The following is a 12444-nucleotide window of genomic DNA, read 5'->3' as shown; positions in this document are numbered from 1 at the left end:
CCGCTAGACGAGGGGCTAACCCGGTGGCGAACGATCCGATCTCTCAGTTCAAGATCACCAAGCTCGTTCCGATTGAGGTCGGTGGCCTCGATCTTTCCTTCACCAATTCCTCGCTGTTCATGGTGGCGACCACGGCTGTCGTGGCGACGTTCCTGATCCTGTCCACGAGCGGACGTGGTCTGGTTCCGGGGCGCTGGCAGTCGATCGCGGAAATGTCCTACGAGTTCGTGGCGAACACGCTGAGAAATGCCGCCGGCAACGAGGGAATGCGATTCTTCCCGCTGGTCTTCTCGCTGTTCATGTTCGTGCTGATCGCCAACCTGATCGGCATGGTTCCCTACTTCTTCACCGTCACCAGCCACCTGATCGTCACCTTCGCACTGTCGATGCTGGTGATCGGTACGGTGATGATCTACGGCTTCGCCAAGCACGGCGCCAAGTTCCTCAAGCTGTTCATGCCGGACGGTGTGCCGCCGGTGCTGTACATCCTGGTGACGCCGATCGAGATCATCTCGTTCCTGTCGCGTCCGGTCAGCCTGTCCGTCCGTCTGTTCGCCAACATGCTGGCGGGCCACATCACGCTGAAGGTCTTCGCAGGCTTCGTCACCTCGCTGATCGCTGCCGAGGGTCTGGGCATCATGGGGCCGGCGCTGTCGATCCTGCCGCTCGCGATGACCGTCGCGATCACCGGGCTTGAATTCCTGGTGTCCTTCCTGCAGGCCTATGTTTTCACGGTTCTGACTTGCATGTACCTCAACGATGCCCTGCATCCGAGCCACTAAGAGTCAGTTTGGTTCGGCCCCGCAATAAGGCGGGGCCGTCGTTACGTCGCTGCAATCTCACCTCAAGGAGCTAGTGTCATGGAAGCTGAAGCAGCAAAGTACATTGGTGCGGGTCTCGCCTGCCTTGGCATGGCCGGTACCGCTCTCGGCCTCGGCAACATTTTCGGCAGCTACCTGTCGGGCGCCCTGCGCAACCCGTCTGCCGCTGATGGCCAGTTCGGCCGCCTCATTTTCGGCTTCGCCGTGACCGAGGCGCTCGGCATTTTCTCGCTTCTCGTCGCCCTTCTCCTGCTCTTCGCCGTCTGATAACGACGTCGGATTGCGTCAGCGACGCAAACTTTCCGGCCGGGCGCATGGCGCGCCCGGCCGGCGCTTCGCGCAAAGCGCGATGCGAGCATGGCTGCGGCATTGGAGATGATAATGGCCACGACCGGCGCCGAGACCCAACACGGCAGCACCAACGCTGTCATCGAGATCCCGGCCGACGAACATTCGGTCGGCACGTTCCCTCCTTTCGACGGGGCGACCTATCCTTCGCAGCTGCTCTGGCTCGCGATCACCTTCGGCCTGCTCTACTGGATCATGAGCAAGGTGGCTCTGCCGCGCCTGAGCGGCATCCTGGAGGATCGCCGCGACCGGATCGCCGGCGACATCGCCGAGGCGAACCGTCTGAACGAAGAGAGCAACGCCGCGATCGCTGCCTATGAGCAGGCGCTGGCGGAAGCTCGCAACAACGCTCACAAGATCGCCCAGGAAACCCGCGAGAAGCTGAAGGCCGACGTCGACCGTCGCCGCTCCGAGACCGAAAAGGGTCTCGCCGAGAAGCTGTCGCAGGCCGAGGCTCGCATCGCCGAGGTCAAGGCCGCCGCGCTGGGCAATGTCAGCGAGATTGCCACGGAGACCACCAGTGCGCTGGTCGAGGCTCTGATCGGCAAGGCGCCGACTGCGACCGAACTCAACAAGGCCGTCGATACGGCGATGAAGTGAGGACAGACTGATGGACGCTACTGCATGGTCTTTCGTCGGCCTCATCATCTTTCTGGCGATTATCGTCTATGTGAAGGTCCCCGGCATGATCGGGACCTCTCTGGACAAGCGCGCCGACACGATCCGCAAGGAACTTGAGGACGCCCGCCGTCTGCGCGAGGAAGCCCAGGCCCTGCTGGCCGACTATCAGCGCCGCCGCCAGGAGGCCGAAAGCGAGGCCGAAGGCATCGTCGCCGAAGCCAAGCGCGAGGCCGACCGCCTGACTCTCGAGGCCAACGCGGCCCTGGAAGACCTGATCGCCCGCCGCACGGCCGCTGCCGAGCGCAAGATCGCCCAGGCCGAATCCCAGGCGATCTCGGAAGTGCGTGCGCGCGCCGCCGATATCGCGGTGGCCGCCGCCGAGACGATCCTCGCCAAGAAGGTTGCCGGCAATGTCGGTGAAGAGCTTCTGGCCAAGAGCATCGAGGAAGTGAAGACGCGCCTCAACTGAGGCAGGCTTCATCTTCATACAGCTACAAGACGGCCCCGCTTGCGGGGCCGTTTTCGTTTGTGCGGCTGATCGGAAGATCGTCGCAGGCGCTGCCCACCCCCCTCTGTCGGCTGCGCCGACATTTCGCCCACAAGGGGGGAGAGAGGAGCGTGACGCTCGGCCTGTGTGGCATGGCCTCCTCGCACCAGGCTCGCCGGTCGTCATTCCGGGCGAGCATCGCGAGACCCGGAACCGGAGAGCCACGGCGGTTGCGGTGTCTTGCGGGAGCGCGGCCGAGAGGCCCTCGGCTCTCCGGTCCCGGCTCGGCGCTGCGCTTGGCCGAGGTGACGGCCGAGGGGGAGGTGAGGCCGCGCCACGTTTTCAAGCCGTCATCCCGGCCGCAGGCGAAGCCGGAGAGCCGGGAGCCATTGGCACCCTCGGCAGGTGTGAGGCGGGAGGCGGTCACCACATCCTCGGCTGTCATACCTGCGAAGGCGGGTATCCAGTATCCGCCGAAGCGGATGGTGGCGCCAAGCCAGCCGTCTCCGGCTGTCTGGCGGCAGCGCTAGGGCCTGAGCCGTTACCTTTCGGGGTTACTGGTTCCCGGTCTTCGGCTTCGCCGAAACCGGGATGACATCCTGCGCTTGGGGTTCATGTCGGAGGATCGTTTCCGCCGCTCCTGCGCTCTGCCCTCTTCCGGCATCTCCGCCCCGCCTAGTCGTCGCGCAGGCCGAGGGCCACGGCGACCGGGCGGAAGCTGCGACGGTGCAGCGGACAGGCGCCGATCTCGGCAAGTGCGGCGGCGTGGCGGGCGGTGCCGTAGCCCTTGTGCCCGGCAAAGCCGTAATCGGGAAAGACCTGGTCCATGCGGGCCATCAGCCGGTCGCGGGTGACCTTGGCGACGATGGAGGCAGCGGCAACGCACAAGAGCCGCCCGTCGCCCTTGATGGCGGCCTGTCCCGGGCAGGGCAGGCCGGGGGGCACGTCGCGCCCGTCGATCAGGCAGGCGAGCGGGGCAACGGGAAGGGCGCGGGCCGCGCGGGCCATGGCGCGCAGCGTTGCCGCGCGAATGTTGCGCGCATCGATCTCGCGCGGCGAGGCGAGCGCGACTGCCACGAAGGAGGTCTCGAGGATCTCCTCGTAGAGCTGCTCGCGGCGCGCCTCGGTCAGTTTCTTGGAATCGGCCAGCCCGTCGGGGACCGCCTGATGGTCGAGAATGACGGCGGCAACGGCAACCGGACCGGACCACGGGCCGCGGCCCGCCTCGTCGATGCCCGCGAGCCGTCCTTCGAACTGCCGCGACAAGGCGTGCTCGGCCGAGGGGTCGAGATCTGCCGGCAGGGCAAGTTCGAGCGCGGTGGACAGCGAAAGATACATGACACCAAGGTTCCGCCTGGCGCGCGCCGGCGCAACCGCAATCTTTCGAAATCCACCGGGCTTGCGCGGTTTTGTCTCAGAACAGCTGAAGCTGCACACCGCCGGCGGTCGGCGGGATGAACAGCTCGGTGGTCAGCGACTTGCGGCTGCGGTTGAGCCCCAGCCGCTTGCAGGCGAGGGCGAAACGGTTGGCGAGCTGCTTGGCATAGGGTCCGTCGCCGCGCATGCGCTTGCCCCATTGGGCATCGTAGTCCTTGCCCCCGCGCATGGAGCGGATGAGGTTCATGACATGGCGGAAGCTGTCCGGCCGGTGGCGCAGCAGCCAGTCGCGGAACAGCGGGCTGACTTCGATGGGCAGACGCAACAGGATGTAGCCGGCCCCCGTGGCGCCGTTCTCGCACGCCGCGTCCAGGATCCGTTCCATCTCCGAATCGGTGAGTGCCGGGATCACCGGCGCGATCATCACGGAGGTGGGAATGCCGGCCTGCGACAGGCCCTGGATCGCCTCCAGCCGCTTGGCCGGCGTTGCGGCGCGCGGTTCCATCGCGCGGGCGAGCTTGCGGTCGAGCGTGGTGACGGAGAGGGCGACACGCACCAGCCCGCGCTCGGCCATCGGCGCCAGGATGTCGAGATCGCGCAGCACAAGCGCCGACTTGGTGACGATGCCGACCGGGTGGTTGCACCGGTCGAGCACGGAGAGGATCTCGCGCATCAGCTTCCGCTCCCGCTCGATCGGCTGATAGGGGTCTGTGTTGGTGCCGATGGCGATGGTGCGCGGACTGTAGCTCGGGCTCGACAGCTCGCGCTCCAGCAGCTCGGCCGCGTTGGGCTTCACCGTCAGGTGCGTCTCGAAGTCGAGACCGGGGGACAGGCCGATATAGGCGTGGCTGGGCCGGGCGAAGCAGTAGATGCAGCCGTGCTCGCAGCCGCGATAGGGATTGATCGAGCGGTCGAAGGAAATGTCCGGCGATTCGTTGCGCGTGATGATGGTGCGCGCCCGCTCTTCCTGCACATGGGTCTTGAGCGGGGGAAGCTCGTCGAGGCTGCCCCAGCCGTCGTCGAAACTGTCGCGGCTCTCCTTCTCGTAGCGGCCGGCCATGTTGAGGCCGGCGGCCCGGCCGCGGCCGCGATGGGCGTTGACGCTGGCCGACAGCGCCTCCTCGGAGGCGTCCGGCAGATCGGTATCGGTAGGGCGCGTGTGTGCCGGACTGGCCATGGGACTTCCCGGATGTTCCCTGTGGATCGATGGCTCGGAACATAACAGGAACAAATCCGCCTGGGAAGCGGGCAGACGAGGCGGGGAAGAGGAGGGGCAAAGAAACAGGGGCCGAAATGCAGACCGCCCCGTCTCTGCAGGGAGAGACGGGGCGGTCGGGCAGGTAGCGGTGGCTGGATCAGCCGCCGCTCTTCTCGAGCATGGCCGTGTATTCGGCCTCGGACAGCGTGCCGTTGCCGTCGGTGTCGGCGGCGGTGAACGCCTCCTCGGTCGCGTTCGGCATCACGGCAGTGACCTCGGTGAAGGTCAGGTCGCCGCTCTGGTCGGCGTCGGCCGTCGCGAAGGACGTGTCCTGGGCGTAGGCGGTGCCGGCAAAGGTGAGGGCCGCAAGGGCGATGATCGTTCTCTTCATGGTGTTGGCCTCCATGTGAGCCTGTATTCGGTACCGCAGGTCTGGGTCTGTGTGTACCGGTGGGGGCGTCGTGCCGTCCACGAGAGAAAAGGTGGCGTCCCATCTGGGCTCGTCCGCGTTGTTCAAGGGGTCTTTTCGGGGAGAAACAATGGCGTAACAAAGATGTGTCCGGATTGTGAAACCTGGTGACTTCAGGAAAACTGCGGGGTTCCGGCGCGTTGCTGGATATTCATAGGTAAAAAAGACAGGGGCTGAACCAAATGAAACAGCCCCGGAGATGCTCCGGGGCTGCAGGTGGTGCGCCGGCGCAATGCCGGAAAACCGAATCTCCTAGAGCGCGAACTGATAGGCCGCCGGGGTCCAGCGATAGCTTTCGCCGGCCGCCTGGATGTAGCCGAGGGCCGGGAAGGGCATGTGATAGCCCGTCACCGGAACCTTGTCGGTCGCCACCATGTCGAAGATGCGCTTGCGGGTCGCCGCCGCCTTCTCCTTGTCCATGTCGAAGCGGACATGCCAGTCCGGCCGCTGGATCGAGGCGACGAAGTGGTTGGCGACATCGCCCCAGATCAGCAGCCGCTTTCCGCCGCTCTCCACGTGGAACGACATGTGGCCCGGCGTGTGGCCGGACGTGTCGATGCCGGTGATGCCCGAGACCACCTCGCCGCCATCGCCGATGAAGGTCATCTTCTCGGCCAGCGGCGTCACGTTGGAGCGCACGAGCGTGGCGACGCGCTCGGTCGGGCCGGACATGCGCTCTTCGGCCGACCAGAAGTCGTACTCGGCCTGGCCGGCGACATAGCGGGCGTTCGGATAGGTCGGCGCGCCGCCGCTCATCAGGCCGCCGATATGGTCCGGGTGCATGTGGGTCAGCACCACGATATCCACCTGGTCGGGCGTGTAGCCGGCGGCGGACAGCTGGCTCGCCAGCGTGCCGGCATCGCCGCCAAGGCCCGTGTCGAAGAGGACGAGCTGGGATCCGGTGTTGACGAGCACCGGCGTGAAGCCGTTGACCATCTTCTCGGACGGCAGGTTGTTGGCCTCCAGAAGCTCGGCGACCGCTCCGGCCTCCTGGTTTTCGCCGAAGATCGGGTGCGGCCCGTCCATTGCGCGCGCGGCGTCGAGAATGGTGGTGATCTCGAAGTCGCCGAACTTGATGCGGTTGAAGCTCGGGGTGGCGGTGCCGAGCATCGGCGCTTCCGCCCGCACCCGCGCCGCGCCGGAAACGATGGCCGGGGCGGCGAGAGCGCCGACGGCGGCGCCGGTCAGAAGCGTCCTGCGGTTGAGACTGAGTTCGATCATGTCCTGAAACCCTCCCGTTGGGATCAACAAAGCTCCGCTGCGGCACTTAGGCCCCGCCGGCATGGCGGAAAGCGGCAATCACGCATCCGTGAAGGTGAGGGGGAGGATTTCGGACGCGTCACGCCTCGCGCAGCTTGCCGCGCTTCAGGTGCTCGTCGAGCCGGGGCATGATCTCCACGAAGTTGCAGGGCATGTGCCGGTAGTCGAGCTGCCACTTGAGAATGCCGTCCCAGGCATCCTTGCAGGCGCCGGGGGAGCCGGGGAGGACGAAGACATAGGTCGCGGCGATAACGCCGCCGGTCGCGCGCGACTGGATCGTCGAGGTGCCGATCTTGTCGTAGGAGATCCGGTGGAAGACCTCGGAAAAGCCGTCCATCTTCTTCTCGAACAGCGGCTCGATGGCCTCCGGCGTTACATCGCGTCCGGTGAAGCCGGTGCCACCGGTGGTGATCACCACATCCACATCGGGCGAGGCGGTCCAGGCCTTTACCACCGCCCGGATCTTTTCCACGTCGTCGGTGACGATGGCGCGGTCGGCAAGGCGGTGGCCGGCCTCCTGCAGCCGGGCGACCAGCGTGCCGCCGGAGCGGTCCTCCTCCAGCGAGCGGGTGTCCGACACGGTGAGGACGGCAATGTTGAGCGGAACGAAGGGGCGGCTGTCATCAATGCGATGCATCGGCGTGCTGATCCTCTTGGGGCCTGACTGTTGGGGCCTGACGGCGGGTAGCATTTGCCCGAGAGGATAGGGCGGGTCACACTCGGGCGCCAGCCATGGACGACAGGCGGGCGAGGGGGCAGGGAGCGGACGATGGACTGGACGACACCGATCGATGCCTATTGCGAACGGCTGGGACCGGAGTTCTGGTCCGAGCCGGTCAACGCCATCACGAACGGCGCCTTCCTGCTCGCGGCCGTCGCCGCCTGGATGCTGTGGCGCCGGCAGGCGGCGGGCGATGGCGGCACCTTGTTCCTGATCGTGGTGGTGGCCTGCGTCGGCATCGGCTCGTTTCTGTTCCACACCGTCGCCACCCGCTGGGCGGCACTGGCCGACGTGCTGCCGATCGCGGTGTTCATCTACGCCTATTTCTTCCTGGCGATGCGGCGGATCCTGCGGCTCGGGCTTGCCTGGTCGATCGGCCTGACGCTCGGCTTTCTTGCGGCCAGCTACGGCGTGGCGCCGCTCCTGTCGGGAGTGCTGGGATCCTCTGCCGGCTATGCGCCGGCCGCGCTCGCCATTTTCGCCGTGGCCGCGGTTGCGGCGCGGCGCTGCCCGCCCGCCAGCGCACCGCTGGCGCTGACCGGGGCGATCTTCGTTATTTCGCTTGCTTTCAGAACGAGTGATATCCCATTTTGCCCGTCTTTCCCTTTGGGGACGCATTTCGTATGGCATTGCCTGAACGCGCTGGTCCTGTACCTGCTGATTCGCATTCTCGTCCTTGTCGCGCCGGTCTACCGCGCTGTCGACCGGACGGACACGAACAGCCGGTGACCGCAGCGTACCGGATGTGCCAGCAGCCCTGCCGCCCGCCAGCATCGAGTAGTGGATCGCGATGACCGAGAAAAAAACAGACAATACGCCCGTCAACGATCTGGATGAGGCCGCGCTCTATTACCACCGGCATCCGCGCCCGGGTAAGCTGGAGATCCAGGCGACCAAGCCGCTCGGCAACCAGCGCGATCTGGCGCTCGCCTATTCGCCCGGCGTCGCAGCTCCCTGTCTCGAGATCGCCCGCGATCCCTCGCTTGCCGCCGAATACACCGCGCGCGCGAACCTTGTCGGCGTCGTTTCCAACGGCACGGCTGTGCTCGGGCTCGGCAATATCGGCCCGCTCGCATCCAAGCCTGTGATGGAAGGCAAGGCGGTCCTCTTCAAGAAGTTTGCCGGCATCGATGTCTTCGACATCGAGGTGGACGAGCTCGACGTCGACAAGTTCGTCGATGCGGTCGCCGTGCTCGAGCCGACCTTCGGCGGCATCAACCTGGAGGACATCAAGGCCCCCGAATGCTTCATGATCGAGCGCGCGCTGCGCGAGCGGATGAACATTCCCGTCTTCCATGACGACCAGCACGGCACGGCGATCATCGTCGCCGCCGCGGTGAAGAACGCGCTGGAACTGGCCGGCAAGGACATCGCGTCGGTGAAGATCGTCGCCTCCGGCGCGGGCGCGGCCGCGCTCGCCTGCCTCAACCTCCTGGTCGCCCTCGGCGCCTCGCGGGAGAACATCTTCGTCAGCGACATCGAAGGCGTCGTCTACAAGGGCCGCGAGACCCTGATGGACGAGTGGAAGTCGATCTTCGCCCAGGAGACCGATGCACGCACGCTGGCCGAGGTCATTCCCGGCGCGGACGTCTTCCTCGGCCTTTCGGCCGCCGGCGTGCTGAAGCCGGAGATGGTCGCGGCGATGGCGGAGAAGCCGCTGATCATGGCGCTGGCCAACCCCAAGCCGGAGATCATGCCGGAAGCGGCACTCGCCGTGCGCGACGACGTGATGATGTGCACCGGGCGGTCGGATTATCCGAACCAGGTGAACAACGTTCTGTGCTTCCCCTACATCTTCCGTGGCGCGCTGGACGTGGGTGCGACCACGATCAACGAGGAGATGAAGCTCGCCGCCGTGACCGCCATCGCGGAGCTGGCGCGCGAGGAGCCCTCGGAAGTGGCGGCGCGCGCCTATGGCGGCGTGACCGAGACCTTCGGCCCGAAATACCTGATCCCCTCGCCGTTCGACCAGCGCCTGATCCTGCGCATCGCCCCGGCCGTTGCCCGCGCGGCGATGGAGACCGGCGTCGCGATGCGGCCGATCGACGACTTCGACGCCTATCACGACCGGCTGAACCGCTTCGTCTTCCGCTCCGGCATGATCATGAAGCCGATCATTGCCGCCGCCCGCTCCAGCGAGACGCGGATCATCTATTCCAACGGCGAGGACGAGCGCGTGCTGCGCGCGGCGCAGGTGCTGCTGGAAGACCGGCTGGCACGCCCGATCCTGATCGGCCGTCCCTCGGTGATCGAGAGCCGCTGCGAGCGCTTCGGCCTCAAGATCCGTCCGGGTCGCGATATCGAATGTATCAACCCGGAAGACGATCCCCGCTACCGCGACTATGTCGACACGCTGTTCTCGCTGGTCGGCCGGCGCGGCGTGACGCCGGAGGCGGCCCGCACCATGGTGCGCTCGAACACCACTGTGATCGGCGCGCTGGCCCTGCACCGGGGCGAGGCGGACGCGCTGATCTGCGGTCTGGAAGGGCGCTATTCCAAGCACCTTGCCGACGTGCGCGGCATCATCGGCAACGCGCCGGGCGTGCAGGACTTCTCGGCGCTGTCGCTCCTGATCAACTCGAACGGCGCGACCTTCTTCACCGATACCTATGTCACCGTCGATCCTTCGGCGCGCGAGATCGCCGAGACGACGATGCTTGCGGCCGAGGAAATCCGCCGCTTCGGCATCACGCCGCGCGCCGCGCTGCTGTCCGCGTCGAACTTCGGTTCCCGCGACATGGCCTCGGCCGACAAGATGCGGGCGGCGCTGGAGATCCTCAAGGACATGGCGCCGGACCTGGAAGTCGACGGCGAGATGCATGGCGACAGCGCGCTGTCGCTGGCCATGCGCGGCCGGGTGATGCCGGATTCGCGCCTGACCGGAGAAGCGAACCTTCTGGTCTTCCCCTCGCTCGACGCCGCCAACATCGCGCTCAACCTGGTGAAGGTGATGACCGACAGCCTGCATGTCGGCCCGATCCTGCTGGGCACCGCAAAGCCGGTGCATATCCTGACGCCTTCGGTCACCTCGCGCGGCGTCGTCAACATGTCGGCCTTCGCCGCCGTGGAGGCGCAGACGCGAAATCGCACCTGAGGGTGCGATTTCCTTTGCCGGCTACATCTTGATCGTGTTGACTTCCGTCATGAAAGCTTCGTCCGGCTAATGCAACCTGCAAGGCCGGACGCGGCACTGCAGGATGGACGGAATGGCACACTTCCTCGTGGTCTACGCCACGACCGAGGGACAGACACGCAAGATATCGGAGAAGGTGGCCGCGCGCCTGAGGGGGGCGGGGCACAGCGTGACGCTGGTCGATGCCAGGGCCGCGGCCTCGCTGGAGCTCGGCTCCTTCGATGCGGCCGTGCTTGCCGCCTCGCTGCATGTCGGCCGTCACCAGCCGGAAATGCTCGATTTCATCCGGCGCCAGACTGTGCGGCTGGAGCGGGTGCCGACCGCGTTCATCTCCGTCAGCTTGTCCGCATCGTCCGCCAAGGCGGAAGACATCGCCAATGCCCGCGAGGCGGCCGAGGCGATGTTCGACGAACTCGACTGGGAACCGACGCATCTGCACCTTGCGGCAGGCGCCGTGCACGACCGGCAGATGGGCGTGCTGAAGCGCTGGGTGATCCACCGCATTCTCAGGCAAAAGGGCGTGGAGATGTCCGCGTCCGGCGACATGGAATTCACCGACTGGCCGGCGCTGGAGCGCTTCGTCGACACGTTCATGCGCGAGACGCTGGAGGCGGGCAGGGAATTCGCCTGAGATAGCTTTGATTCTCGGTGCTGTAGCATGTCCGGCCCAGGAGTTGCTCTCCTAGCAAGATAAGAGATGTATTAGCTTAAAATATCTACGTTCCGAAAAGATCGCCTTGATTATACTCATCTAGACGAATTATTCCGACAAGAAGCCACTGATTTGGCGTGCCGTGAGTAATGTTTCTCCGGCTGTGGGTGCTGAACGCAAGAGCGAGTCCGGATTTATGATATGACATATATTTTTCTTGAATAGTATTGACTGCTTCTTTTCGGCCGAATTTTCGCTCAAACCGATTGAATGCTGACGAGGTTTCCCAGTCGTCGCACTCGTGCTTCCGGTTTTTCCCGTCTGCATCCCGCCAGTGAACCGTGAATTGAACAGGGCAAGGTACCAGTGGCTTCGCGGGCTCCCCGAGTAGCGACAACTGGTTTGCTAGTTCAGCGTGTTTCGCGCGCTCATCGTCAAGTTCCTCCTTCGTTTTCTCAATCCAGGACAGGTCTATTTTATGCGGCCGAATTAATGTTAGAGAATCGCCGCTTGCGTTCGCCTCTTCAAACAACGCTCGAACCAGCGGGTTAATGAAGCCAGCTCTTTCGGTTTTCTTCAGGTGTCCTGAGACAGTTAAGGTTTCTGGAATAACCTTCTGAGTCTCCTTGCGAAGGTCGTTCGGAGACTTTGTGAACTTGTAGCTTACCCAATCCCAACGGCGAAATTTCTGCTCATCGGTTAAAATTCGGAAGGGGACAGGGTATTGGCGGCGCCATTTTCTATCCCTCCCGACACCCGCACAGCATACAGTTTCGAAGTATTTGCTTGATCTATGCGGTTGCGCTTTCACAATTATAAGGCATTCGTCGCCTTGCGGCCTCTCCCGAAGCGCCATGCTTTACCCCCAAGTGAATCGTCTTTGCTTTTAATGAAGACTCCAGGTAATCGGAAACCATCTTCCGATGGCAGCAATGGTGATCACGCTCATAACACATAAGGCAAACGCGCTTTGAGGAGGCCAGTACTTCGACCTCACTCAGTGCCTGTTTTGCCGCATCCTGTTCCAGAACAGAAGAAAAAATTTCGCGGAATTTGTTCATTAAGCCAGCGCGTGCTGCATCGCGCCCTGCCTTAGGGTCGCCGAGCGCTTTGAGATGAATATACTTTATTCCAACATCGGCCAATGCTTGAGATAGTGCCGTCTTCGAAAAGCCGTGCCGTCGAGATTGTGCCCTATCTCGTATATCGATCAGAACCTCTATATCTCCAAGGAGAAGAGTGGCAATGAAATCGTCTAGTGTTGACTTTTCGTAGCCAATCGTCGCCAGCATGCTTGCGTCCGTCCTGTTGGAGTAATTCTGAGCGTAAAGAAGTCCATGCGCTTGTCTGCGCCGCG

The 12444-nt window shown here is 64.3% G+C and carries 14 protein-coding genes; 7 read left to right on the top strand and 7 right to left on the bottom strand.

Features of this window, described 5'->3' with window-relative positions; all coding sequences use genetic code 11:
• Positions 1-23 precede the first annotated feature (23 nt).
• The 4 genes from ACVJ6E_RS04665 (at position 24) to ACVJ6E_RS04650 (ending at position 2259) form a co-directional block, all read left to right on the top strand.
• A complete protein-coding gene (locus ACVJ6E_RS04665; protein WP_120268696.1) occupies positions 24-782 on the top strand; it encodes a F0F1 ATP synthase subunit A in 759 nt (252 codons plus the stop codon).
• Positions 783-860: 78 nt separating this feature from the next.
• On the top strand, positions 861-1088 hold the full coding sequence (locus ACVJ6E_RS04660) for a F0F1 ATP synthase subunit C (RefSeq protein ID WP_067220716.1): 228 nt from the start codon (positions 861-863) through the stop codon (positions 1086-1088).
• Between the two features lie 114 nt (positions 1089-1202).
• On the top strand, positions 1203-1769 hold the full coding sequence (locus ACVJ6E_RS04655; protein WP_120268697.1) for a F0F1 ATP synthase subunit B: 567 nt from the start codon (positions 1203-1205) through the stop codon (positions 1767-1769).
• A 10-nt stretch (positions 1770-1779) separates the two neighbouring features.
• On the top strand, positions 1780-2259 hold the full coding sequence (locus ACVJ6E_RS04650) for a F0F1 ATP synthase subunit B (protein WP_185924364.1): 480 nt from the start codon (positions 1780-1782) through the stop codon (positions 2257-2259).
• 693 nt (positions 2260-2952) lie between these two features.
• Here ACVJ6E_RS04650 and rnhB read toward each other — a convergent pair.
• The 5 genes from rnhB to moaB all read right to left on the bottom strand — a co-directional run bounded on the left by rnhB (position 2953) and on the right by moaB (position 7218).
• Positions 2953-3615 (bottom strand): ribonuclease HII, encoded by a 663-nt coding sequence (gene rnhB / locus ACVJ6E_RS04645; RefSeq protein ID WP_120268699.1) that lies wholly within the window; start codon positions 3613-3615, stop codon positions 2953-2955.
• Positions 3616-3691: 76 nt separating this feature from the next.
• Positions 3692-4831 (bottom strand): PA0069 family radical SAM protein, encoded by a 1140-nt coding sequence (locus ACVJ6E_RS04640; RefSeq protein ID WP_120268700.1) that lies wholly within the window; start codon positions 4829-4831, stop codon positions 3692-3694.
• Between the two features lie 178 nt (positions 4832-5009).
• Entirely contained in the window at positions 5010-5243 is a 234-nt protein-coding gene (locus ACVJ6E_RS04635) for an EF-hand domain-containing protein (protein ID WP_147421851.1), read from the bottom strand.
• 330 nt (positions 5244-5573) lie between these two features.
• Positions 5574-6542, bottom strand: coding sequence for an MBL fold metallo-hydrolase (locus ACVJ6E_RS04630; protein WP_120268702.1), 969 nt, complete (start codon positions 6540-6542; stop codon positions 5574-5576).
• 118 nt (positions 6543-6660) lie between these two features.
• Positions 6661-7218, bottom strand: coding sequence for a molybdenum cofactor biosynthesis protein B (gene moaB, locus ACVJ6E_RS04625; protein WP_120268703.1), 558 nt, complete (start codon positions 7216-7218; stop codon positions 6661-6663).
• A gap of 132 nt (positions 7219-7350) precedes the next feature.
• On the opposite strand from moaB, the gene ACVJ6E_RS04620 reads away from it, so the two are divergent.
• From ACVJ6E_RS04620 to ACVJ6E_RS04610, 3 genes are all read left to right on the top strand, one after another.
• The gene (locus ACVJ6E_RS04620; protein ID WP_120268704.1) at positions 7351-8031 is read left to right on the top strand and encodes a ceramidase domain-containing protein; all 681 of its coding nucleotides are present in this window, start codon (positions 7351-7353) and stop codon (positions 8029-8031) included.
• 61 nt (positions 8032-8092) lie between these two features.
• Positions 8093-10396: an NADP-dependent malic enzyme gene (locus ACVJ6E_RS04615; RefSeq protein WP_120268705.1), complete on the top strand. Its 2304-nt coding sequence runs from the start codon at positions 8093-8095 to the stop codon at positions 10394-10396.
• A gap of 112 nt (positions 10397-10508) precedes the next feature.
• Positions 10509-11066 (top strand): flavodoxin domain-containing protein, encoded by a 558-nt coding sequence (locus ACVJ6E_RS04610; protein WP_158592671.1) that lies wholly within the window; start codon positions 10509-10511, stop codon positions 11064-11066.
• Positions 11067-11151: 85 nt separating this feature from the next.
• On the opposite strand, the gene ACVJ6E_RS04605 is transcribed toward ACVJ6E_RS04610, so the two are convergent.
• Both ACVJ6E_RS04605 and ACVJ6E_RS04600 read right to left on the bottom strand, forming a co-directional pair.
• Entirely contained in the window at positions 11152-11943 is a 792-nt protein-coding gene (locus ACVJ6E_RS04605; RefSeq protein WP_147421852.1) for a DUF8758 domain-containing protein, read from the bottom strand.
• On the bottom strand, positions 11879-12379 hold the full coding sequence (locus ACVJ6E_RS04600) for a DUF488 domain-containing protein (protein WP_120268707.1): 501 nt from the start codon (positions 12377-12379) through the stop codon (positions 11879-11881). The genes ACVJ6E_RS04605 and ACVJ6E_RS04600 overlap by 65 nt, the downstream gene beginning before the upstream one ends.
• Between the last annotated feature and the right edge of the window lie 65 nt (positions 12380-12444).

The sequence above is a fragment of the Stappia sp. G46H5W genome (assembly GCF_058448995.1).
Note: the sequence above shows the minus strand (reverse complement) of the source record. Positions and strands in the feature narration are given on the sequence as shown.